At 67.0% G+C, this 22436-nt stretch carries 19 protein-coding genes; 5 read left to right on the top strand and 14 right to left on the bottom strand.

Annotation, left to right across the window (positions count from 1 at the left end; translation table 11 throughout):
* Positions 1–2 precede the first annotated feature (2 nt).
* The 6 genes from C2U58_RS17460 to C2U58_RS17435 are packed head-to-tail and all read right to left on the bottom strand — an operon-like array spanning position 3 to position 8748.
* Complete coding sequence (locus C2U58_RS17460) at positions 3–1106, bottom strand: sugar kinase (protein ID WP_102947013.1); 1104 nt, start codon at positions 1104–1106, stop codon at positions 3–5.
* Entirely contained in the window at positions 1103–2284 is a 1182-nt protein-coding gene (locus C2U58_RS17455) for a GDSL-type esterase/lipase family protein (protein WP_102947012.1), read from the bottom strand. The genes C2U58_RS17460 and C2U58_RS17455 overlap by 4 nt, the downstream gene beginning before the upstream one ends.
* A 29-nt stretch (positions 2285–2313) precedes the next feature.
* Positions 2314–3069 carry a glucose 1-dehydrogenase gene (locus tag C2U58_RS17450; RefSeq protein ID WP_102947011.1) on the bottom strand — a complete coding sequence of 252 codons (756 nt, stop codon included), beginning with the start codon at positions 3067–3069 and terminating at the stop codon, positions 2314–2316.
* Positions 3070–3110: 41 nt separating this feature from the next.
* Positions 3111–4400, bottom strand: a complete 1290-nt coding sequence (locus tag C2U58_RS17445) for an MFS transporter (RefSeq protein ID WP_102947010.1) — start codon at positions 4398–4400, stop codon at positions 3111–3113.
* Positions 4397–6634 (bottom strand): oligoalginate lyase, encoded by a 2238-nt coding sequence (locus C2U58_RS17440; protein ID WP_253256782.1) that lies wholly within the window; start codon positions 6632–6634, stop codon positions 4397–4399. The genes C2U58_RS17445 and C2U58_RS17440 overlap by 4 nt, the downstream gene beginning before the upstream one ends.
* Complete coding sequence (locus C2U58_RS17435) at positions 6631–8748, bottom strand: polysaccharide lyase 6 family protein (protein WP_253256781.1); 2118 nt, start codon at positions 8746–8748, stop codon at positions 6631–6633. The genes C2U58_RS17440 and C2U58_RS17435 overlap by 4 nt, the downstream gene beginning before the upstream one ends.
* A gap of 505 nt (positions 8749–9253) precedes the next feature.
* Between C2U58_RS17435 and C2U58_RS17430 the strand changes: the two genes are divergently transcribed.
* Both C2U58_RS17430 and C2U58_RS17425 read left to right on the top strand, forming a co-directional pair.
* Positions 9254–12142 carry a TonB-dependent receptor gene (locus C2U58_RS17430; RefSeq protein ID WP_102947009.1) on the top strand — a complete coding sequence of 963 codons (2889 nt, stop codon included), beginning with the start codon at positions 9254–9256 and terminating at the stop codon, positions 12140–12142.
* 43 nt (positions 12143–12185) lie between these two features.
* On the top strand, positions 12186–12929 hold the full coding sequence (locus C2U58_RS17425; RefSeq protein ID WP_102947008.1) for a FadR/GntR family transcriptional regulator: 744 nt from the start codon (positions 12186–12188) through the stop codon (positions 12927–12929).
* Between the two features lie 96 nt (positions 12930–13025).
* On the opposite strand, the gene C2U58_RS17420 is transcribed toward C2U58_RS17425, so the two are convergent.
* On the bottom strand, positions 13026–13415 hold the full coding sequence (locus C2U58_RS17420; RefSeq protein ID WP_070208576.1) for a DUF6165 family protein: 390 nt from the start codon (positions 13413–13415) through the stop codon (positions 13026–13028).
* Positions 13416–13603: 188 nt separating this feature from the next.
* Here C2U58_RS17420 and C2U58_RS17415 point away from each other — a divergent pair, with 188 nt between their 5' ends.
* On the top strand, positions 13604–14296 hold the full coding sequence (locus tag C2U58_RS17415) for a TorF family putative porin (protein WP_102947068.1): 693 nt from the start codon (positions 13604–13606) through the stop codon (positions 14294–14296).
* A 1-nt stretch (position 14297) separates the two neighbouring features.
* Here the strand turns inward: C2U58_RS17415 and C2U58_RS17410 are convergent, their stop codons facing one another.
* Positions 14298–14768: a DUF1456 family protein gene (locus tag C2U58_RS17410; protein ID WP_102947007.1), complete on the bottom strand. Its 471-nt coding sequence runs from the start codon at positions 14766–14768 to the stop codon at positions 14298–14300.
* 159 nt (positions 14769–14927) lie between these two features.
* Between C2U58_RS17410 and C2U58_RS17405 the strand changes: the two genes are divergently transcribed.
* Positions 14928–15431 (top strand): hypothetical protein, encoded by a 504-nt coding sequence (locus tag C2U58_RS17405; RefSeq protein ID WP_172448185.1) that lies wholly within the window; start codon positions 14928–14930, stop codon positions 15429–15431.
* Positions 15432–15501: 70 nt separating this feature from the next.
* Positions 15502–16251: an SDR family NAD(P)-dependent oxidoreductase gene (locus tag C2U58_RS17400; protein ID WP_102947005.1), complete on the top strand. Its 750-nt coding sequence runs from the start codon at positions 15502–15504 to the stop codon at positions 16249–16251.
* On the opposite strand, the gene C2U58_RS17395 is transcribed toward C2U58_RS17400, so the two are convergent.
* From C2U58_RS17395 to C2U58_RS17370, 6 genes are all read right to left on the bottom strand, one after another.
* Positions 16248–16604, bottom strand: coding sequence for a VOC family protein (locus C2U58_RS17395; RefSeq protein ID WP_102947004.1), 357 nt, complete (start codon positions 16602–16604; stop codon positions 16248–16250). The two genes, C2U58_RS17400 and C2U58_RS17395, sit on opposite strands and share 4 nt — an antisense overlap.
* Positions 16605–16684: 80 nt before the next feature.
* Positions 16685–17560 (bottom strand): SPOR domain-containing protein, encoded by an 876-nt coding sequence (locus C2U58_RS17390; protein WP_102947003.1) that lies wholly within the window; start codon positions 17558–17560, stop codon positions 16685–16687.
* Between the two features lie 18 nt (positions 17561–17578).
* On the bottom strand, positions 17579–19267 hold the full coding sequence (gene argS, locus C2U58_RS17385) for an arginine--tRNA ligase (RefSeq protein ID WP_102947002.1): 1689 nt from the start codon (positions 19265–19267) through the stop codon (positions 17579–17581).
* A 152-nt stretch (positions 19268–19419) separates the two neighbouring features.
* On the bottom strand, positions 19420–20112 hold the full coding sequence (gene radC / locus C2U58_RS17380) for a DNA repair protein RadC (RefSeq protein ID WP_070208582.1): 693 nt from the start codon (positions 20110–20112) through the stop codon (positions 19420–19422).
* A gap of 193 nt (positions 20113–20305) precedes the next feature.
* Positions 20306–21100 carry a hypothetical protein gene (locus C2U58_RS17375; RefSeq protein ID WP_102947001.1) on the bottom strand — a complete coding sequence of 265 codons (795 nt, stop codon included), beginning with the start codon at positions 21098–21100 and terminating at the stop codon, positions 20306–20308.
* Positions 21101–21533: 433 nt separating this feature from the next.
* Positions 21534–22424, bottom strand: a complete 891-nt coding sequence (locus C2U58_RS17370) for a pepsin/retropepsin-like aspartic protease family protein (RefSeq protein WP_216362417.1) — start codon at positions 22422–22424, stop codon at positions 21534–21536.
* Between the last annotated feature and the right edge of the window lie 12 nt (positions 22425–22436).

The following is a 22436-nucleotide window of genomic DNA, read 5'->3' as shown; positions in this document are numbered from 1 at the left end:
AATCAGCGCCGCGCAGCGGCGCCTTCGCCGCGCGCGACGGCTTCCACTTCTTCGCGGCTGGCGCACGCGGTGTCGCCCGGCGTGGACATCGCCAGCGCCCCATGCGCGGCGCCCAGCTCCACGGCCGCCTGCTCGCCCAGACCCTCCAGCAGCGCATGCACCACCCCGGCCACGAACGCGTCGCCACCGCCGACACGGTCGAGCAGGTCGACATCGCGCACGGCGGAGACGTACAGCGCCTCACGGTTGCGCAGCGCGCCGGCCCAGCCATTGCGGGCCGCATTGCTGGCATCGCGCAGGGTGAACGCTACCGCCTGCAGGTTGGGGAACTGCTGCAGGGCGCGCACTGCCGCTGCGTCGGCCGGGCCCACGTCCATCGGCGTGGCACGCTTGCCCAGGTCGGCCAGGTCCACGCCCAGGCAGGCCGCGAACGAATACTCATCGCCGACCAGCAGGTCGCATTCGGCGGCGATCGCGCAGTTGGCGTGGCGCGCTGCGTCCGGGTCCGGGTGGCTGTTCCACAGGCTGGCGCGGTAGTTGAGGTCGTAGGACACCGCCACCCCATGTCGGCGTGCGGCGCGCACCGCCGCAATGGCGGTCTGCGCGCTGTGTTCGGACAACGCCGCGAAGATTCCACCGGTGTGCAGCCAGCGCACCCCGTGCTGGCCGAACAGCACCTCCCAGTCCAGCTCCTGCGGCTGCAGCTGCGACGCGGCCGAGTATGCGCGGTCGCTCACGCCCAGCGGCGCGCGCACGCCGAAGCCGCGCTCTGTGAAATTCAAGCCCATGCGCGTGTCGCGCCCAATGCCGTCGTAGTCGCGCCACACGATCTGGCTGGTGTCCACGCCACCGGCCTGGATCAGCTGCTGGGCGAGCAGGCCGAGCTCGTTGCGAGGCAGCGCGGTGAGCACCGCACTGGCATGGCCGAAGGTGCTGCTCAGGCCGCGCGCCACGTTGTACTCGCCGCCCCCTTCCCATACCTGGAACTGGCGCGCGTTGCGCACCCGGCCTTCGCCGGGATCGAAGCGCAGCATTACTTCGCCCAATGCCATCGCCTGCCAGCGCGGGTGGCTGTGTGCGGCCAGCTGGAACTGCTGCATGCTCATCGTGCCTTGCAGCCGAGCAGGGCCAGGTCGACGCCTTCGGACATGCGCCTGTAGCCGTCGTCATTGGGGTGCAGGAAGTCGCGGGTGATCGCCTCGGGCAGGAACTCCGGCTTGGCCGGGTCGCGCAGGATCTGGTCGAAGTCGATCAGCGCGTCGAAGCCGCTGCGGCCGCCGCGCATCCAGGTGTTGAGAGTGGTGCGGGTACCGGCCGAGACCGGCTCGTAGCGGTCGGAGCCGCCAAACGGGGTGATCGTCGCGGCAATGGCCTGGATGCCGTTATCGTGCAGGCGTGCGGCCACCTGGCGGTAACCCAGCACCATGTCCTCGGCGTTGCGGCCGGCGACCGGCGGGTTGCCACCGTCGTGGCGGATGTCGTTGATGCCTTCAAACAGGATCACCCGGCTCACGTGCGGCTGCGCAATCACATCGCGGTCCAGCCGGGCCAGCGCGCTGTGGCTGCGCCCATGGTCCATGACCTTGTTGCCGCTGATGCCGGCATTGACCAGCACCACCTGGTCCGGACAGGCCTGCTGCAGGCGGGCGGCCAGCAGCGCCGGCCAGTCGCCGTTGCTGCCGCGGGTGGCCGTTGCTCCTTCGGTTATCGAATCGCCCAGCGCCACCACCACCACCGGCACGCTGCTGCGTTCGGCCAGCACCGCCGACACCACGTTCTGGCGGTACGCCAGCTTCACCGCGTTGCCCACCTCGGCCTGGCGGCCTTCGGCAATGCGCAACGCAGTACGCCGCACCGCTGGCTGGGTGGCGTCGGGGAAATAGACGGTCAGTGAAACATCGGCCAACGCCGGCACCGTCATCGGCACCGGGTCGCTGAGCAGCGCGGCGCCGACCGGTACCACCACCTCGCTGCGGCCGTTGAAGGTCACCAGCTTGGCCGGCGTGGCCGTGCCGGTGCGCTGCGCGCTGGCCCCGCCGATATGCAGCGGGGTTGCGCCCAGTTCATTGCTGATGCGGAAACGCAGCGCCGTGGCCGAGCTGGCCAGGCGCATGTCCTGGCGCACGGTCTGGTTGGCGAACTGCACCGGTGCCTCTGGGGTGCCGTCCTGGCGGTCGGGGGCCGGCGAAGCGGTCCAGGCCGGTACCCAGACCTGGGCCTGGGTGGGCAGCGCCGCGGCGCTGGTGGCAAGTGCAAGTGACAGTGCAGTGGTCCAACGCAGCATGGCAGCCCTCCCAGGCGGTCAGGGGTAGATCAGGAGAAGTAGGTGCCGCCGTTGACGTCGACGTTGGCACCGGTGATGAAGCCGGCCGCGTCCGAGGCCAGGTACACCGCGGTGTCGGCCGCTTCCTGCGGGCGGCCCTGGCGGCGCAGCGGCGTGTTGCCGGCCACGGCGGTGCGCACTTCCGGCTTGGTGAATTCGTCGTGGAAGCGGGTGGCGATCATGCCGCAGCACAGCGCGTTGACGCGGATCCCGCGCGGACCGAGTTCCTTGGCCATGGCGCGGGTAAAGGTCATCACTGCGGCCTTGGCGGTTGCGTAGATCGACGCGCCCGGACCACCGCCGTCGCGGCCGGCCTGCGAGGCGAAGTTCACGATCGCGCCGCCTTCGGGCATGTGCGGCACCACCGCGTGGGTGGTCAGGTAGACCGAGCTCATGTTGAGGTCCATCACCTTGTGGAAGAACGCCGGGTCGATCTCGGCCAGCGGACGGCGCTGCACCATGCCACCGGCCACGTTCACCAGCACGTCGATCTGCGCGCCATACGCGGCCTGGGTGGCGGCGACCATGCCGGCCACGGCCTGTGCGTCGGTCACGTCGGCGCGGTGCACGAACGCGGTGCCGCCTGCGGCCTGGATCTGCTGCAGGGTGTCCTGCGCGCTGGCCTCGTCGTTGGCGTAGTTGATGCACACCTTGGCGCCGGCGGCAGCCAGCTTGATCGAGATTTCGCGGCCGATGTCGCGGCCGCCACCGGTGACGATCGCCACCTTGTCCTTGAACTGATTCATTTGCTACTCCAGTGATGCGAGGGGGAAAAAGGGAAACGGATTCAGCGCGGTGGCGGCGCGTCGACCTTTTCGACGCGTCCGGTCACCAGCCACAGGGCGAGCAGGGAGGCCGGCACCAGTGCCGCCACCAGGATGAAAATGGGTGCGTAGGAATCGCGGGTCATCACCGGCACCAGCCAGGTGGTGATCAGCGTGCCGGCCACTGCGGCCATGCCGCCCAGCCCGGCCAGCGAGCCCACGGACTTGCCGTTGAAGATGTCGCCGGGCAGGGTCTGGATGTTGCCGATGGCGATCTGGAAGCCGAACAGCACGAAGGCAATCGTGATCACCGCCCACATCGGGTCGGTGGCCATCACCGCGCCGAGCAGGGCCGGGGCCATGATCGCGCCACCCAGGGTGATCACCCACTTGCGCGCGCGGTCCACGCTCCAGCCGGCACCGATCAGCCGGCCCGACAACCAGCCGCCGCCGAGGCTGCCGATCATCGCGCCCACGTAGGGCACCCAGGCGAAGATGCCGATCTGCTTGATGTCGAATCCGAAGGTGTCGGCCAGGTAGATCGGCAGCCAGGACACGAAAAGCCACCAGATCGGGTCGAGGAAGAAGCGCGAGATCAGGATGCCCCAGGTCTGCCGGTGGCCCAGCAGCTGGCGCACGTTCGGCGCGTATTCGGCCTTGGGCACTGCCGGTTGCTCGGCCGGCGCATCCAGGATCAATGCACGTTCGGCCGCGCTCACCCACGGGTGCTTGTCCGGCCCGGCGCGGTAGATGATCAGCCACGGCAGCAGCCAGACGAAGCCGATGGCGCCGATCAGGATGAAGGTGCCGCGCCATCCGAGCCACAGGAACAGCACCGCGATCAGCGGCGCCGAGACAATCGCGCCTATCGATGCGCCGGCGTTGAACACGCCCTGGGCCAAGGCGCGCTCGCGTGCCGGGAACCACTCGGCATTGGCCTTCACCGCACCCGGCCACGCACCGGCCTCGCTGATGCCGAGCATGGCGCGCACGATGCTGAAGGACAGGATCGAGTGGGTCACCGAATGCAGCGCGATCGAGATCGACCACACCGCAATCGACAGCGCAAAGCCGAGACGGGTGCCGATGATGTCGAACAGCCGGCCGAACACGAACTGGCCGGCCGCATAGAACAGCATGAACACGGTGACCAGCAGCGCGTAGTCTTCCTTGGTGGCGCCGACATCCTTCGAGATCTGCGGCCACATCACCGCCAAGGCGTTGCGGTCGATGTAGTTGATCACCGTGGCCACCGCGATCAGCGCCACGATCAGCCAGCGTACGTAGGTGCGGGTACGGGTAGACACGTTCATTTGCCGTCCTTGCCGGTGGCCGTATCAAAGCGTTTCCAGCCGCCGCTCCAGTTCCACTGCTGGCCGTCGCCGCTCACCGCATGGCTGCCTCCCTTGGACGGGTCATCGGCAAAGCCCAGCGCCACTCGCTGGCCACCGGCCAGGTCCAGCACCAGCACGCTGGCGCCCTTGCCGCGGTAGTGCGCCAGCCGGTCGATGCGGCTGTTGGCGCCGCGCACCGTTTCGGCAGTGCCGTCGTACTGGCCGTGCGGTTCCAGCACGCCATAGAAGATGGTGCTGGCCTGGCCGTCCACGCGCTGCAGCAGCAGCGGTTCGCGGCGCAGGTTGAACGACGGATCGTTGGCCCCGCTTTCGCCGATCAACGCGCGCGACGGCGCGGTGCTGGCGAAGCGGTAGGTATAGAAGCGGCCGTCCAGCAGCCAGGTCAGGCTGCGTGCATCGGTGCCCGGCTCGCTGGAGGCGTCCACCCACACGTGCTGGTAGCCGTTGGCCTTGCCCAGTACCGGGCGGTTGGCCACCGCCGACTGCGCCTTGAAGCCCACGTCCATGATGTGGCCGTTGAAGTGCAGCGGCAGGTCGTAACGGGCGGGCGTGCTGCCGTCCACGCGCAGCAGGTCCAGCACCACCGGCTGGCCCAGCGACGGGTGCGAGAGCAGCGCCTGGGTCCGGGTGAAGGCCACGCCTTCGTACGCCCCCTGCATGCGCGCCGACACGATCTGGGTGTCGTCGGTCACCGCGAACAGCAGCGGTGCAGGGGCCAGCGGCTGGCCCTTCTTCCAGTCGCCGCCGAAGTGGCTCTGCTCGTTCACCACCAGCGTGTTGTGCGCCACGGTCTGCCGCGCCCAGCTGGTGTTCTCGGGCAGGTAGATGCCACCGGCCTTGGATTCGATGTTGAGGAAGCGGGCGGCGCCGTAGTCGGTGACCACGCGCTGGCCGTTGTCGTAGAACAGCCAGTTGAGCTTGTCGAAGTGGCCGTGGCCCATGCCCTGCTTGGTGTTCTTCATCACCAGCGCCTGGCCGTCTTCACCACCCATGCGCAGGATCGCCAGCGCACCTTCCGTACCGTCGGGGCCGTCGCGCAGCAGGGTGGGCACGAACGCGAACGGCTTGGCCTTGCCGTCGGCGAGCGCCTTGGCCACCTGCAGGCCTTCGGGCGAGAGCAGCACGCGCTTCTGCGCCTTGGCCACCGAGAGCAGCCGCGTATCACCGGTGTTGGCGTAGGCGATGTCGATGCCTGCCACCAGCTCTTCGGTGTCCAGGCCCTTGTCCAGGATCGCGTCGTTGATCGGAATGAAGTAACCGCCGTAGCTGCTCTGTACCAGCGCATCCACGGCTTTCAGCAGCACCCCGTCGCGACGCTTGAAGATGCCGCGCTGCGGCTCGTTGCGCTGCACCGCGTTGGCGAACAGGATGAACGGCGCCAGCGCATAACGCTGGTAGTAGGGGCCTTCCTCGTAATAGCCGTCCGGCGAGAACAGCTGGTCCACCTGCTTGAGGAAACCGGCGCTGCCATCGCGCTTGCTGCCCATCAGCGCCTTTTCCACCAGCACCGGGTCGCGCAGCACGTAACCGGTCATGCCGGTGGCGGCCACCGCCCAGGTGGCGTGGTTGTGGATCTTGTCGAAGTTTTCCGGGGTGCCGGCGAGGAAGTCCGCCATCGCGCGGAACACGTTGTCGTCGATGGTGCGGCGGTCTTCGGCGCTGAGGCTGTCGCGGATCGCGTCGTAGCCCTGTACCGCGTTGACCAGCCACACCGAATCATTGAGGGTCTGCCAGAACAGCCGCCCCGGGATCTGTCCGCGCCCCTGCGGGTGCGCACCGAGCCCGGGGTAGAGCTTGGCGTACCCCAGCAGCAGGTCGCGGGCGAAGGTGGCATAGGCCTTGTCACCGGTGAGCCGGTACAGTGCGCCCGCTGCCTGGATCGCCTGGTAATTGCGCTTGTGCTGTTCGTGGGTGTAGCCGCCGCCCTTGTCCTTGGGTACGGGCACGTCGATGCCGGCCTTCATCATCGCGCGCACCAGTTTTTCGGCGCGCGTCTGCTCCTTGGCGAATACCGGGTAGCTGGCGGCGTCGCGGCGCATCTGTTCCCACTGCGTGGGCGTCACCAGCACCGGCGCGGTGACGGCCTCGGTGCCACGCATGGCCGCGTTCGGCGCCTGGGCGTGCGCGGCGGGCAGCGCAGCAGCGCTGAAAGTGGCCGCCAGCAGCAGCATCAGGGGCGTGGAACGGGTCATGGGACGGTCTCCGCGGAGGTATCGGACTGCAACGCCGCCGTGGCGGTGAAGGTGTTGCCTTGCAACGTCAGGTGCGGCTCGCCCACCTGGCGGGTAAAGCGCACGCGGCCACTGCGCAGCCAGGTGGTGTCCTGCAGGCTGGCCTGCTGCACGCCGTGCAGGCGCAGGCTGGTGTCGCCCGCGTTGCCCACCTGTTCCAGCCGGTTGCCGTGCAGCAGGAAGCTGGGGCCGAAGGTGCTTTCATCGGTGCCGCCGCGGTACAGGTTCACCAGCGGGCCACCGATGCGCTGGAACACCGAATCGGCGATCTCCACGGTTTCGGCGTTGTAGGTACCCAGGTCGTCGGTTTCCGCTGCGGCGGCGATCACGCTGCCGCTGATGTCGCTCACGGTGACGCGCTCCAGGCGGATCGCATCGGCCAGGGTGCCCTTGCCGGTGCTGATCACATCGAACGCCTTGTTGCTGGTCAGCCCGTGGATGCGGCTGTCGGCGATCTCCAGCGTGTAGTCGAAGGCCTGGCTGCCCGGCGGCACGCGAACGACCGCGTTGCCGGCTGCATCTGGCGCCAGGCTGCCGTCGATCTCCAGCCCGGCCAGGCGCAGCGAGCCGCCGGCGCGGATCTCGAACAGGGAAGGCCGCGAGAAGCGCAGCGTGGCGGTGCCCTTGGCCGGGCCGACCACGCTGAGCGGGTGGTCCACGGCCAGCACCTGGTTGATGCGGTAGTCGCCGGGCTGCAGTTGCAGGCGGTCGCCGGCGCCGCTGGCGGCCATGGCGGTCACCAGGGTGTCCTCGCCGGGCGCCACGCGGTGCTCTCGGCCACTATCCAGCGCAGTCTTCCGCACCTGCTTGGGATACCACTCCACGCCGACCTGTTCGCGTGGGATCGGCGCAAGGTCGCGCGGCGCGCCCACCTCGGTGCCGGCCGGCGGATACAGCAGGCCATTGGCCGCGCGCTGCAGGGTGAGGGTGCGGCCTTCCACGCCACCCGGGAAACCCGGTGATGCGGCGGGGCTCTGTATGTTGCCGCTGAAGGCAATGCCCGACAGGTCGCCCTGGCTGCGCAGCACGTCGCCAGTGCCTGTCCCGACGAAAAGGTTGTTGCTGATCGCGCTGCGCACCGGCATCGCGTTGCGTTCGTCGTCCAGCCCGGCGCCCAGGAACAGATAGCGCACCTGCACGAAGCTGTTGTGGCTGATCCGCGCGTTGTCGACCTGCTCGTAGCGGTTCAACTGCGCATCGCGGGTGCCGGCCATGAGCGCCAGCGCGGAGGCGAAGCCGTCGCCGGCCACGCCTTCGAAGTAGTTGTCGCGGATGATCTGGTCGCGGTTGATCACGCGCACCCCACCGGTGTGCGGCTTGCCGTTGCCCAGGAACACATTGCGCTCCACCACGTTGCCGTGGCCATGGCGCAGCACCATCGACCCGCGCGATTCCTTGAACACGTTGCCGCGGTACAGATTGCCGCCGGACTTGTTGGAGACGATCTCCACCTCGCCGTCGCAGTGCTCGAACCAGTTGTTTTCCACCACCGTGTTCGAAGCCGACTGCGAATCGTGGCTGGTGCCGACCCGGATGGTCTCGCCGCCGTTGCTGCCCAGGTTGGGGCGCGGCCCGAACCAGTTGTGGTCGATGCGGTGCCGGTTGTCCAAGCCGCTGGTAGCGTTGCGCACCACCACCAGGGTGGTGCCGGCATTTGTCTTGCCGACCAGCTGGTTGTGGTCGAAGCGATTGTACTTGCCGTACATCGCCACCCAGTTATCGGACTGGGCACGGTCGGGCTTGTTGTAGCCGTCGATGACGATCCCGGTGACCCGACTGTGCTCGGCCCACTCCTTGGACGACCGCCGGAAGCTCACCACCTCGCCACCGGGTGCCCAGCCGTCGCGGAACACCAGGTTGGACACCTCCAGGTACGCCCCCGCCAGGCGCAGCTGCGACTGCCCGCTCAGGACCACCTTCCCGGGTGTCTGCGCCGTCAATCGAATTGGTTGACCAATTTTGCCAGTGCCGGTGAGCAGCAGGTCCACATCCCGCCACACTCCATCCGCCAGCACCACCGTATCGCCCGGCTTGAGCGCCCTGGAGGCAGCGGCATAGGCAGCCGCGTCGCGCACCAGGTACTCCTCAGACCAGGCGTTGCCGGGCGCCGTGCCCAACAGAACGAGAAGCAAGGCTTTGGTAGGGTCGGTCCCCAGACGACGCTGTGCATGGATGCACGAGTGGCGCGTTCGCAGGACGCGAAGGAGCGCCCCGCCCGCAACGCGAATCGCACCTTTAACGCATGAACCCAACCGGAGCGTGCTTCTCACGGCCGAACGGGGAAAATCATCTTGCCGTGTCACAGGAAACCCTCCCAGATCACCATCGACGCCAACGCGAACCTGATCCTACCAGCTCCCCTGACGCCCGCGTCAACCAAAATCACATACCACTTTAGCCGCATCTGGTATGCGGTTTGCGCATATCCCTGCTGCATCCGCACATAAACTCCAGCCAAACTGGTCTAGGAGCATCACCGGGGTAGACTTTAGTACCAATTCATTGACATTGGTCTTTCAACCGTGAATCTTCGGACCGAATCCGTGTAGTCGGACGATCCATCCTGGGAGGGAGATCACGATGTTGCATGACCGCCGTACGGCCTCACCGCGAGGCCTTCGCCACACCGCGCTGCACAGCGCACTGTTCTATGCCCTTTGCGCCACCGCGGCCGTGCCGCTGGCCCACGCACAGGACGCCACCCCGGCCACCGCGCCGGCGCAGGCCACCACCCTGGACCAGGTCCAGGTCACCGGTACCCGCGGCACCATCCAGACCTCGATCGACAAGAAGCGCGAGGAGACCGTGGTCTCCGACGTGCTGTCGGCCGAAGACATTGGCGACCTGCCGGCGCTGTCGATCGGCGAAGCCATCGAAACCATCACCGGCGCGTCCACCCACCGCGAAAAGGGCGGCGCCTCGGAAATCTCGATCCGTGGCCTGGGCCCGTTCCTGGGCTCGTCGACCTTCAACGGTCGCGAGGCCACCAACGGCAGCGGCGACCGCTCGGTGAACTTCAACCAGTTCCCGTCCGAGCTGATCAACACCGTGGCGATCTACAAGACCCAGCGCGCCGACTTCGTCGAAGGCGGCGTGGCCGGTACGGTCAACATGGAAACCGTCAAACCGCTCGAGTACGGCAAGCAGACCATCCAGCTGGATGGCCGCGGCACCTGGCAGGAATACGACGACCGCCTGAAGGACGGCGACGGCGTGGGTTGGCGCGGTACTGCCAGCTACATCGACCAGTTCGAGTTCGACAATGGCGGCAAGCTCGGCGTATCGCTTGGCCTCCAGGCACTGGAAGGCAGCAACCCGGAAGAAATGTTCTCCAGCAGTTCCACCTGGGTGGCCTGCGACGGCCGCGAAGTGGTGGCCGCCACCCGCAACTGCAGCCAGGTCAACGGCAACGACGTGGCCAACGGCGTGCCGTACTACCTGGCACCCAGCAGCCGCATCTACCGCCAGTTCATCGAACACGACAAGCGCGATTCGCAGTTCGGTGCGCTGCAGTGGCGGCCCAACGACGCAGTGGAAGTGAACCTGGACTACCAGCACTCCAAGCGCGAATACACCGAAGACCGTTCGGACCTGTCGCTGTCCTCGATGATGCGCAACATCAACAACCGCGTGGTCAACGAAGACGGCGCGCTGATCAGCCACACCGGCAGCAGCACCATCGACTCCACCGGTAATTTCCTGGAGCGCAACGAGGAATACACCGGCGGTGGCCTGAACCTGATCGTGCGGCCCAGCCCGGCATGGATGCTTTCCGGCGACCTGTCGTACTCCAACACCCAGCGTTCGCAGATCGAGCGGTCCACCCGCCTGCGTGCCGGCCGTACCGACGTCAACGGCAATCCGGTGGCGGGCATCAAGAACACCCGCTATGTCGACTACACCTACGACTATAGCGGCGACGTGCCGAGCATCTACCTGGATCCGGCGTTCGACGTGAACAATCCGGACAACTTCACCGACTCGGCGCTGGTCCGCCGCCGCCAGCAGGACCGCGAGCACACCATCCGCGCCGGCCGGTTCGATGCGGCGTTTACCCCGGAAAGCGGCTTCTTCACCGCATTGAAGGGCGGCCTGCGCCGCTCCGAGGCGACCTACACCGACTTCACCGACACCGTGGATGTCACCACCACGAACGTCGCCGCGATCCGCGCCGCCAACCAGGCCTGCCGACAGGCGTTCCCGCAGAACGACTTCCTGGCCAACGCCAGCGGCAACACCATCGACCAGTGGGCCAGCTTCGACAGCCGCTGCCTGTTCAAGGCCTTCACCGGCGCGGACGACACCGGGTTGAGCGCCGACCTGCGCGATCCGGCCAACAACGATGTCACCGAGAAAACCAGCGCCATCTACCTGATGGGCGAGTACAGCAGCGAATGGTTCGGGCTGCCGGTGACCGGCAACATCGGCGTGCGCTGGGTGCATACCGACGTGCGTTCGATGGGCCTGCGCAGCGGGCTGGACGTGACCAACAACCCCGACGGCACCGTGACCCTGCGGCCAAACGGCGACTTCACCGAGCAGGTGCTCAAGGCCAGCAACAACGAATGGCTGCCCAGCTTCAATGCCGCCTTCGAACTGCGTCCGGACCTGCTGCTGCGCGTGGCCGCCTACCGCGCGATGTCACGCCCGGACCTGGCCGCGCTCGGGTACGGCCGCAGCTTCAACCTGGATGAGGTCGACACCGAATTCGGCAGCGTGGCCGATGCACTGGGCAGCATCACCGCCACCGGCAACCCGCGCGCCACCCCGCTGATGTCGTGGAATGCCGACGTCTCGCTGGAGTGGTACGCCAACGCCGATTCCATGCTGTCCACCGCCATCTACTACAAGCAGTTCAACGGCGGCTCGGTGCCGGTGGTGGTGGGTGAAAGCTTCGAGATCGACGGTGAGAGCGTCACCGTGCCGGTCGAGCAGCTGGCCACCAGCGACCAGAAGAGCGACCTGATCGGTTTCGAGCTGACCGGCTCGCACACGTTCTCCTACCTGCCGGGCATCTTCTCCGGGCTGGGCGTGAAGGCCAGCTACAACTACGCCCATTCCAACTTCAAGACCGAAGACCTGCGCCTGGGCGAATCCACCAACCCGTCCACCGGCGTGGTCACCCCGGGCATCGTCGAGCCGGCCAACATCTTCGGCCTGTCCGAGCACGTGGCCTCGGCGCAGGTGTACTGGGGCTTGGGCAAGCTGGACCTGCAGGCGATCTACAAGTACCGCTCCGACTACTACCAGCAGTTCGTCGGCGACCCGGCCCAGAACCGCTACGTGCGCGACAATGGCTCGCTGGACTTCCGTGCGACCTACAAGGTGAACAAGCATCTGTCGCTGTCGTTGTCGGCCAGCAACCTGACCGACGAGCCGCGGGTGTCGGATATGCCCATCCTGGGCAGCTTCCGGGAGTACACCACCTACGGGCGGCGGTATTATCTCGGGGTGCGCTACCGCTTCTGAGCGCGCGTGCCGGTTCCCAGCCACCGTACTGCCAGGCCCTGATATGTCCGAACCCCGCCTTTACCAGTCCATTGCCGCCGAAATCGTCGCGCTGATCGAGAAGGGCGAGTTCCCGCCCGGCTCGCGCCTGCCCGGCGAACGCGACCTGGCCGAACGGCTGGGGGTGAGCCGGGTGACCGTGCGCGAGGCAGAGATCGCACTGGAAGCGCAGGGCCTGATCACCATCAAGACCGGCTCGGGCGTGTATGTGAAGGCACGCCCGTCGGCGGCCCCGGGCGCTTTGCCGGACGTTTCGGCCTTCGACCTCACCGCCGCACGGGCGGTGATCGAAGCCGAGGCGGCGGCGATGGCGGCCAGCCGTATCACCGACGCCGAAGTGGAACTGCTGGAAGGGCTGATTGCAGCGATGACCGACCCGGCCTCGGGCGAGGCCGCGGCCAGCGAGGCCGACCGCCAGTTCCACCTGGCCATCGCGCGGATTGCCGGCAACCCGGTGGTGGAGCACTGCGTGCAGCTGATCTGGCGGATGCGCAATGAACTGCCGCGAGTGCGCCAGGTGTACGCCAACGTGTGCCACAACGACAACGACACCCGTAACGATGAGCACACGGCCATCCTCGACGGCCTGCGCCGGCGGGACCCGGGTGCGGCGCGGGCGGCGATGCGCGACCACTTCCAGCGCCTGTTCGAATCGATGCTGGAAGCGACGGAAAATGAAGCGCTGGCGGAGATCCGCCGGCGGACCCAGCAGGACCGTGAGCGCTTCCTGGCGGCTACTGCGCGGTGAGGCATTCGGGAGCAGCCACGCAGGGCGTGGCTCTACCCCGGGTTGCGTATCGTCGGTAGAGCCACGCCCTGCGTGGCTGCGGCGACACGGCCTGCATCACTCGCCCTGGTACTGCTTTTCCTCAACCAGCTGCGACCCCGCAATGCGGTTGATCTCGTTCTTTACCTTCACCCGCTCGCCATTGGTGCCATACACCCCACGCGCCAGCTGGATGAACTGATCGTCGAACACCTGCGCTGCTTCCTTGTCGCGCAGCTGGTCCTGGATCACCCACATGCGCTCGTTGATTTCCTTCAGTTGCGTCTTCAGCGCGGCCAGGCCCGGCTGTGCGCCGACCTGTTCCTGCCACAGCGGCAGCAGGCCATCGAGTTCGGTGCGCACGTTGGCCACCTTGCCCGCATCGGTGATGCGCTCGGCCTTGATTTCCAGGATGGTGATCTTGTCGATCAGCTCGCCAATCGATACCGGGGTCAGGATCGCGTCCACGCCATTCTCGCTGCAGGTCAGTCAGGGCGGCCATGATAGCGCGGCCCGGCTGAAGGCCTGGTAGGCAGCTTTTACGCCGAATTTGCGCACGGCCGTGGCGCCCCGCATGGCGCCTTTACGCCGCCCCTCACCACACTGTGCGCTTCAACGGCGAGGCCGCTTCTGGAGTTACACACGTGGTGGCAATACTGGATTCAAGGCGCGCGCTGCGCCGCATGGGTGCGCTGGTGGTGGGCCTGGCCCTGAGTGGTTCGGCGTTGGCCGGCGTGAGCGGCAGTGCCACGCTGACCTCGGACTACGTGTGGCGCGGCAGTTCGCAGACACTGGAAGACCCCGCTGTGCAGGCCGGCATCAAGCTGGCCAGCGAATCGGGCTGGTACGCGTCGGTGTGGGGCTCGGGCGTGTCGTTCGAACCGGATGTGGGGGCGCGCAGCGAGTTCGACCTCGTGGCCGGGTGGGGTGGCCAACTGGCGCCGGACTGGGCGCTGGACGTGAATCTCACCCACTACCTGTACCCGTCTACCCAGGTGGACCTGGACTGGACCGAGCTCAACAGCACCCTGACCTGGAAAGAGCGGGTGTGGGTCAGCGTGGGCGTGTCGGACGATGCGCTGGCCAGTGGCCGCACCGGAACCTACGCGCAGCTGGGCGCACGGCTGCCCTTGAATGATCAATGGCGCCTGGAAGGCGCGGTCGGCCAGTATTGGCTCGACAGCGCCTACGCAGACGACTACCTGCATGGTCAGCTCAGCGCCATCTGGACCGTGCACGGCCCGTGGGAACTGCGCGTCACTGCGCATGACACCGACCGTGCCGCCAAACGTCTGTTCGGCAGCAACGCCGGCTCGCGGGTGGAGTTCGCGGTGCAGACCGCGTTCTGAATCAACCGCCGCGAACGCGCAGGGTCAGCCCCTTGAGGAAGTTGCGCAGCAACTGGTCGCCACAGGCACGGAAGTTCTTGTGGTCCGGCTGCCGGAACAGCGCCGACAATTCCGGTTTGGACACCGGGAAACCGGCGCTTTCGAAGATCGCGTGCATGTCCACGTCCTTCAGCTCGAAGGCCACGCGCAGCTTCTTCAGCACCAGGTTGTTGGTGATGCGCTTTTCCACCGGGCGCAGCGGCTGGCTTTCATCGCGGCCGCGAAAATTCACGATCAGCCCGTCCAGGAAGTGCGCCAGCGTGCGGTCGTCGCAGGCCACGAAGCCTTCCTCGTCTTCCTTGCGCAGCCAGCCGGGCACGTTGGCCTTGTCGACCACGAACGCCGGGTCGGCGAGGGCACAGATCTCGGCAATCCTGCCGTCGCTGAGATCGAGCATGTAACGGATGCTGCGCAGTACATCGTTGTTGATCATGGGGGACGTCCAATACCGCCATCGCGGCTGCGTGGCTGGCGGCCATTTTACCCCCAGCCGGGCAGCCGGCCCGGAAACCGGTGTCTGGCCTGTCATCTGACTGCCATGAAAGTGAAGCACAGTGCGCTCCTCAGGCACTTACAGGCAGTGGAGCGGGCAATGCGCAGGTGGCAGGTTCTGGCGGGTGTGGGCATGGTCTGGCTGGCCGCGACGGCCTCGGCCCAGGCCCCGTATGTGGCGATCGAACAGCGCGTGGACCCGCAGCAGCTGGCCGAAGTGGGGCTCACTCCCGCCCAGTTGCAGACCCTGAACCGCCTGCTGCGCGAGGCCGATGCCCGTGCGCCGGCCCCGGTGGCGGCCGCCCCGATGGACCCGGCCGCTGCTTCGGGGCCGCTGCCCGGCGCGCCCACCCCGGCGCCGATGTTCCCCGGCCTGGACGACGGTCCCATCCATGCCAACGTCACCGGCCAGGTCGACGGCTGGCAGCCGGGCACCGTGTTCACCCTGGACAACGGCCAGCAGTGGCAGGTGCTCAAGGGCGAACTGAAGCTCAAGGCCAGCCGCGCCAACCCTGCCATCGTGGTGGTGCCGGGCATCGCCGGGCGCTGGTTCCTGCAGGTGGACGAAGACCTGCCCAAGGCCCGCGTGTTCCGGATCCGCTGATCCGCCAGCGCGCGCCAACACAGCGGCGCGCAGGGTGCGAAAATGGTCGGGAATCCCACGGAGACCCACGATGACCCGTACCGCTCTGATCACTGGCGCCACGTCCGGCTTTGGCGCCGCCGCCGTCCATCGTTTCGCCCAGGCCGGCTGGCGGGTCATCGCCACCGGGCGACGCGCCGAACGGCTGCAGCCGCTGGTCGACGCCTACGGCCCCGAGCGTGTGCACGCCGCCGTGTTCGACGTCCGCGACACCGCCGCAATGGACGCTGCGCTGGCCGCGCTGCCGGCCGGTTTTGCCGACATCGACCTGCTGGTCAACAACGCCGGGCTGGCCCAGGGCACCGCCCCGGCACAGAGCGCGTCGCTGGACGACTGGCGCACCATGATCGACACCAACGTCACCGCGCTGGTAACGCTCACCCACCGCCTGCTGCCGCAGCTGGTGGCGCGCAAGGGCGCGATCATCAACATCAGCTCGGTGGCCGGCGTGTACCCGTACCCGGGCGGCAACGCCTACGGCGGCACCAAGGCCTTCGTCAGCCAGTTCTCGCTGGGCCTGCGCTCGGACCTGCACGGTACCGGCGTACGCGTGACCACCATCGAACCGGGCATGGCCGAAACCGAATTCACCCTGGTCCGCACCCACGGCAACCAGGCCGCTTCGGACACGCTGTACACCGGTGCCAACCCGATGACCGCCGACGACATCGCCGAGCAGATCCTCTGGGTAGCCAACCTGCCGGCCCACCTCAACATCAACCGCCTTGAAGTGATGCCGGTCAGCCAGTCCTTCGCCGGTTTCCAGGTGGCGCGCGACTAAGCCGCGGTCCACACCGCCAATTCATACCCATCCGGGTCGGTGAAGTGGAACCGGCGTCCGCCCGGGAATTCAAACGTCGGCGTGGAAATCTTCGCGCCGGCCGCTTCCACCCGTGCCTGGGTGGCCTCCAGGTCATCCGCATACAGGATCACCAGCGGCCCACCGCTGCGCACCGGCCCATCGGTGGTGAACCCACCGCGCAACCTCCCGTCGTTGAACTCGGTGTAGCCCGGGCCGTAGTCGGTGAAGGTCCAGCCAAACACCGTGCCGTAGAACGCCTTGCTGCGGGCAATGTCGCCCACGTTGAATTCGATGTTGTCGATGCGGCGATCGTTGCCTTCAGAGGTACCCATGCGTGCTCTCCATGACGTGGAGCGCCAGCATAGCCGCAAAAAAAAAGCCCCGCAGTGCGGGGCTTTTTCAGGGCTCAAGGTTACTGCGCCTTGATCGCCATCGCCTGCAAACCAGTGCCGTCCAGCTTCTGCTTGGCTTCGGCCAGTTCGCCGGCACTGCCATACGGACCCATGCGCACGCGGTAGACCGTCTTGCCGTTGATCTGCGCCGACTCCACGCGCGCAGCCAGGCCGATCATCGCGAGCTTTGCCTTGGTGGCTTCGGCATCACCCGACGCACCAAAGGCACCGGCCTGCAGGATGTAACGCACGTTGCTGGCTGCCGGTTGGGCGGCGGCTGCTGCCGGCGTGGCTGCAGCCGTGGTCGCAGCCGTGGTCGTCGCTTCCGGCTTGGGCGTCGCTGCCTCTGCAACCAGCTTCGGCGCTGCCGCCGCAGCCGGGCGCTCGGCCACCGGCGCGGGCAACGGGGCCGGTGCGGCGGTGGTGGTGGCTGCAGTCGCTGCCGAAGTAGTCGGCGCCGCTGCGGCTGCCGGAACCGGGCGGCCTTCCAGCGCAGCCTGCGCGCGCTGCGCTTCCGCCTTGGCCTTGCGCTGCTCTTCCGCGCGCGCGCTGGCGGCCAGCTCCGCGTCGGACATCTCCACTTCCTTGCCGGGCAGCAGGGTGTAGAAGTCGTACTGCGTCGCCGCCGGCTTGGCCGGTTCGGCAGGCTTGGCCGCACCCGGCTTGGGCAGCTCGGCGCCCACGTCGGTGTCGGCGTCGCTGACCGGGGCCGGCTGCGCGTTCGGGTCCGGCTGCGGGCCTACCCGCAGGAAGCCGTCGCCATCGTTCTTGAACAGGTTCGGTGCCGCCAGGAACACCACGGCCGCAATCGCCACACCGGCCACCAGCCATACCCATCCGGGCGTGCCTTGGCTGGTGTTGCGTCGCGCCTGGCTCTTGCCGCGTCGTGCTGCCATTTACTGCTTCTCCACTGCTTACATTTTTTCCGGGGCGGAAACGCCCAGGATGTTCAGGCCATTGGCCAGCACCTGGCGCGCCGCGCACGCCAGCGTGAGCTTGGCATTGCGCTCGGCGTCGTCAGCCACCAGCACCTGGGTGCCGTGATACCACGTGTGGAAGGCATGCGCCAATTCACGCAGGTACTGCGCCACCAGGTGCGGTTCCAGCGCTACGCCAGCCGCTTCCACCACTTCCGGGAAGCGCGACATTTCCACCATCAGCCACAGCGACGGTTCGTCGGTCAGCGACGCCAGCCCGGTCAGGCCTTCAGCCGGGGTGTACGACAGCTTCTTTTCCTGCGCCTGGCGCAGCAGGCTGCACACCCGGGCGTGCGCATACTGCACGTAGAACACCGGGTTGTCGTTGCTCTGCTGGCGGGCCAGGTCGATGTCGAAGGTCAGCTGCGAATCGGGCTTGCGCGCGATCAGGAACCAGCGGGTCGCGTCGCGGCCGGCTTCGTCGATCAGGTCGCGCAGGGTCAGGTAGCTGCCCGCGCGCTTGGAGAGCTTCACTTCCTCGCCGCCGCGCATCACCGTCACCATCTGGTGCAGCACGTACTCGGGCCAACCCTTGGGAATGCCCACGTCCAGCGCCTGCAGGCCGGCGCGCACGCGCGCCAGCGAACCGTGGTGGTCCGCGCCCAGCTCGGTGATCGCGCGCTCGTAGCCGCGCTGCCACTTGCTCAGGTGGTAGGCCACGTCCGGCAGGAAGTAGGTATAGGTGCCGTCGGACTTGCGCATCACGCGGTCCTTGTCGTCACCGAAGTCGGTCGAACGCAGCCACAGCGCGCCGCCTTCCTCATAGGTATGGCCGGCCGCATTGAGCTGGGTCACGGTCTCTTCGACCTTGCCGTCCTTGTACAGCGAGCTTTCCAGGAAGTAGATGTCGAAATCCACCCCGAACGCGGCCAAGTCCTGGTTCTGCTCGTTGCGCAGGTAGGCCACCGCGAAGCGGCGGATCGCGTCCAGGTTGTCCGGGTCGCGCTCGCCCACCACCGAATGGCCTTCCAGCTCCACGGTGGCGCCGGCCAGGTAGGCCTTTGCCACGTCTTCGATGTAGTCGCCGCGGTAGCCGCCTTCCGGCCAGCCGGCACCGTCGGGCTTGATGCCCTTCGCGCGCGCCTGGGTGGACAGGGCCAGGTTCTCGATCTGCACGCCGGCGTCGTTGTAGTAGAACTCGCGCTTGGCGTTCCAGCCGTTCACTTCCAGCAGGCGCGCCAGGCTGTCGCCGATCGCCGCCGCGCGGCCATGGCCGACATGCAGCGGACCGGTCGGGTTGGCCGAAACGTATTCCACACCCACGGTGCGGCCATTGCCGCTCAGGTTGTGGCCGTATTCGGCGCCTTCCTTCAGCACGCTGGTCGCTTCGCGCTGGTACGCGCTGGGGGCCAGGTGGAAGTTGATGAAGCCCGGGCCGGCGATGTCCACGCGCAGCACGTCGTCGCTCTTGGGCAGCGCATCGAGCAGCGCCTGGGCCAGGGCGCGCGGGTTGCTGCGCGCCGGCTTGGCCAGCAGCATCGCGGCATTGGTGGCGAAGTCACCGTGTTCGCGGGTCTTCGGGCGTTCCACCACGAATTCCGGGGTCAGGGTATCGGCCGGCAAGGTGCCGTTGGCGCGCAAGGCTTCAATGCCCTGGCTGATCAGGGCGCGGAGGAGATTTTTCACAAGGCCTGCTTTGGGACTGGAGCGGCGGAATCGGTAATTTTAGCCCAGAAGGCGCCCCGATCCATTGAACCGGGGCAGAGCGGCTGGCTCGGAGGCCCGGGGGGCGGGTTTGTAGGCGCTATCGGGGCCGGGGGCTGAGCAGGCCGTTCAGCTCAGGGGGCGGGGCCGGCCCGCAGCCACCCCCGCTGGGCCATGGAAACCGCCGGGCCATCCCCCACCACGATATGGTCCACCAGCCGCATGCCCACCAGCGCCAGGGCCTGGTGGAGCTGGTGGGTGATCTGACGGTCGGCCGCCGAGGGTTCGGCCCGTCCGGAAGGGTGGTTGTGGCTGACGATCACCGCTGCCGCGTTGTGCAGCAGCGCACGGCGAACCACCTCGCGCGGGTAGACGGCTGCCTCGTCCACGGTGCCGGTGAAAAGCTCTTCGTAGGCCAGAGTCCGGTTCCGTGTATCCAGGAACAGCGCCGCGAACACCTCCTGAGGGCGCGGGCGAAGCCGCAACTTGAAGAAGCGCGCTGCCGAGTCGGGATCGCAGAAGCTGTCGCCCCGTTCCAGGTCCGACAGGACATGGCGACTGGCCAGCTCCAGTGCGGCGACCAGTTTGCAGGCGCGGGCCGGGCCCATGGTCGGCAGCTTCATCAACGTGGCCGCATCCAGATCGAGCAGTCGGCGCAACGGGCCATGTTCGTCCAGCAGTCGCCGGGCACTCTGCACCGCATCCATCCCACCACTGCCGCTACCGATGAACAGCGCGAGCAGTTCGGACTCGGACAGTGCGCGCGGACCGCGCGTCAGCAGCTTCTCGCGAGGTCGGTCGTCCTCGGGCCAGTCTTTGATTGCCATGGTGGCAGTATTCTTTCGCCGACAGGCAAGCAGCCATGGGAAACCGCCGCTCCAGCGGGTGAGACAATCGCGGCCCGGTCGGTCAGTCGAAGATGACGTGCGGATTCCTCTGGTAGTGCGGGAACCAGATGTCTCCTTGGCGGTCGAGCAGTCCCGCCGCATGTGTCGCAGCGATGACGCGGCTTTCATGGGGTCAGGTTGAAAGACCGGTACCGCTGCAACGGGCCGACACATGTTCGGTGATTCTCCTCTGCACATCATCGAACGCGCTGCCCAGCCCCAGCTGACGTGCAGTCAGGCTGTCCTCCGGCAGCATCGTGCGCAGCGTGTCGCTGGCGCCCAACGACCAATGCGGAGCAGCGACCGTGCGTAAGCGCGGATCGACGATGCCTGCAGCCATACCGGTGGTCCAAGGTTGCATCAGCGGCTTCGGGGACACGGACCACCACACCTGCGTGGGCTTTCCCGTTTCATGCAGCTGGACTTCCAGCCACGGGCTTGGGCGGGCAGGGTCTTCGCCGTAGGCCGTCATCCGATACAGTGTCCTGCCTGCCACCGCCCGATCCAGTTCCACCGCTGCTCCGGCCTGCCACTGCTCGGAACTGCAAGGTGAGCCGGCAGGGCGCGAGACCATCGCTTTGCGAAGCTCGTATGGGTCGACCCGGCTGTAGATGGCGTCGGAAACGATGAGCTGGCTTCCGGAATCATCCTCCAACGCCTCCACCAGTTGCCGAATCTCGTGCTTCGCAAGTGGCTTGGCTGCAATTGGCGCGCCTTTATCCGGGTACCTCTGCTGCAAGGCGAATCCTTCACCGGCCGGCAGGATCGTGAAATGCTCTTCGCCCGATCCAGGCGCTGACGAAATGAAGTGCACATCGATCTGCTCGACATGATCGACCGATCGGGGTGCATTGAACATCTTGGCGATGCCAATGATCAGGACAATGACACCGATCTGCCAAGGGCGACCACTGCGCTTGCGCTTCATCCCCTTCCCCTGTCATTCGCCTGCTCCCTTGCAGGTACCCGAATCCTAGGGCCAGTCGGAGACCGGGACAAGCAGCGGCTGGTCAGCCCGGCAACTTGAAGTAACGCGCACTCATCTGCCCCACCACATCCGCCATATCAGTCCGGGTCAATGCGCTTCTGGTGCGGCGCGCTCTCGTTGGGGGAATGCAGGAGAGTCCACATGCCGAAGCCTAGGGCGAAAACGGCAATCACCACGGTGGCTGCCACAAGGATTGCTGTCACTGTCGATGCTCCACATCAACGCGCTCATGGGTAGGTCGCGAAGTCTACGAGCGGCACGCGACCTGGCGTTGGACACTCGTCCCAGTATTGGACGAACCTGCCGCTCCGGAACCGGATGTGTCGGAACTGGCGTCGCCAAGCGCGTGATCCGCGACAGCCGCAGCTTTCGCTCACCGGCACACGGCCACCACCTGGCTTCTCTGGTCGATCAGAACCACCGCCTCCTGCAACGCACGGGCGCCCACCAGCACTTCCGGGTACTTCGGCGAGACGCGCACCTCCGCTTGGGCCTGGCTTACCTGTCCTACGCGGATAGGCTGCTGGACTGTCCCACGCCAGCTTTCCAGCTGGCCGTTGGTCAGCTGCGAACGGACTGCTTCGCCCAACGGCTGCTCGGAGATCTGCTCGTAAACGGACTGAGGCAGCACGAAGCCGACGTTGGCGCCTGTGTCGAGCTGGGCAACAATGGTGTGTGCGCCTACCGATACGGGAATTCGGAATGCCCGCGTATAGGTAAGGGCATTGGCGGCAGCCGGGTCCAGCTTCAGTGTCCGGGTGAACGCCAACGTCCGGTTCGGGTAATCGATCCGCAGCAGGCCGTCGGCGAAGAAGTCGCGGGCGAGGATTCCATCGAACGCGGCCTCGGGTGCGTTGCGTGCGTTGTAGTCGCGGGCGATCACTTCCACGTTCCGGTGCACCACGCCTTCCAGCTCCAGCGCATCGATCCGCACGGTGTCCACGCCGGCCTTGGTCACACCGTCCGAAGTGGTGGTTTCGCCATGCAGCGGCAGGTCCAGCGCCGTGACCAGCCGCATGTCCGCCCGCCCGACACCGCTGGCGCCGGTGTCCACCGCGAACCGGTAGGGCCCTCGGCCGTTGACCTGTGCCTGTACATAGATGCGTCCATCGATGCTTTCGAACGGCATCTGCACCAAGGCGTCGGCAATGGGCTGATGGGCGAGCCCGCAGGCATCGGCCCCGGTTGCCGGAGGCGAGGCGCTCGCGGCTGCGGCGGGGAGGAGAACAATGATCGAAAGCAGCTTCGGCAGGGCAGGGTGCATGGCGCGTTCCTT

It is taken from the genome of Stenotrophomonas sp. VV52, from assembly GCF_002893095.1.
Classification (GTDB): domain Bacteria; phylum Pseudomonadota; class Gammaproteobacteria; order Xanthomonadales; family Xanthomonadaceae; genus Stenotrophomonas; species Stenotrophomonas aracearum.
This window is presented reverse-complemented; position numbering and strand designations above follow the sequence as displayed.

Bases quoted from the DNA above. Each gene is read 5' to 3' on its own strand.
- C2U58_RS17460 (WP_102947013.1), bottom strand. From the start codon at position 1,106: ATGAGCATGCAGCAGTTCCAGCTGGCCGCACACAGCCACCCGCGCTGG.
- C2U58_RS17455 (WP_102947012.1), bottom strand. From the start codon at position 2,284: ATGCTGCGTTGGACCACTGCACTGTCACTTGCACTTGCCACCAGCGCC.
- C2U58_RS17450 (WP_102947011.1), bottom strand. From the start codon at position 3,069: ATGAATCAGTTCAAGGACAAGGTGGCGATCGTCACCGGTGGCGGCCGC.
- C2U58_RS17445 (WP_102947010.1), bottom strand. From the start codon at position 4,400: ATGAACGTGTCTACCCGTACCCGCACCTACGTACGCTGGCTGATCGTG.
- C2U58_RS17440 (WP_253256782.1), bottom strand. From the start codon at position 6,634: ATGACCCGTTCCACGCCCCTGATGCTGCTGCTGGCGGCCACTTTCAGC.
- C2U58_RS17430 (WP_102947009.1), top strand. From the start codon at position 9,254: ATGTTGCATGACCGCCGTACGGCCTCACCGCGAGGCCTTCGCCACACC.
- C2U58_RS17425 (WP_102947008.1), top strand. From the start codon at position 12,186: ATGTCCGAACCCCGCCTTTACCAGTCCATTGCCGCCGAAATCGTCGCG.
- C2U58_RS17410 (WP_102947007.1), bottom strand. From the start codon at position 14,768: ATGATCAACAACGATGTACTGCGCAGCATCCGTTACATGCTCGATCTC.
- C2U58_RS17405 (WP_172448185.1), top strand. From the start codon at position 14,928: ATGCGCAGGTGGCAGGTTCTGGCGGGTGTGGGCATGGTCTGGCTGGCC.
- C2U58_RS17400 (WP_102947005.1), top strand. From the start codon at position 15,502: ATGACCCGTACCGCTCTGATCACTGGCGCCACGTCCGGCTTTGGCGCC.
- C2U58_RS17395 (WP_102947004.1), bottom strand. From the start codon at position 16,604: ATGGGTACCTCTGAAGGCAACGATCGCCGCATCGACAACATCGAATTC.
- C2U58_RS17390 (WP_102947003.1), bottom strand. From the start codon at position 17,560: ATGGCAGCACGACGCGGCAAGAGCCAGGCGCGACGCAACACCAGCCAA.
- radC (WP_070208582.1), bottom strand. From the start codon at position 20,112: ATGGCAATCAAAGACTGGCCCGAGGACGACCGACCTCGCGAGAAGCTG.
- C2U58_RS17375 (WP_102947001.1), bottom strand. From the start codon at position 21,100: ATGAAGCGCAAGCGCAGTGGTCGCCCTTGGCAGATCGGTGTCATTGTC.
- C2U58_RS17370 (WP_216362417.1), bottom strand. From the start codon at position 22,424: ATGCACCCTGCCCTGCCGAAGCTGCTTTCGATCATTGTTCTCCTCCCC.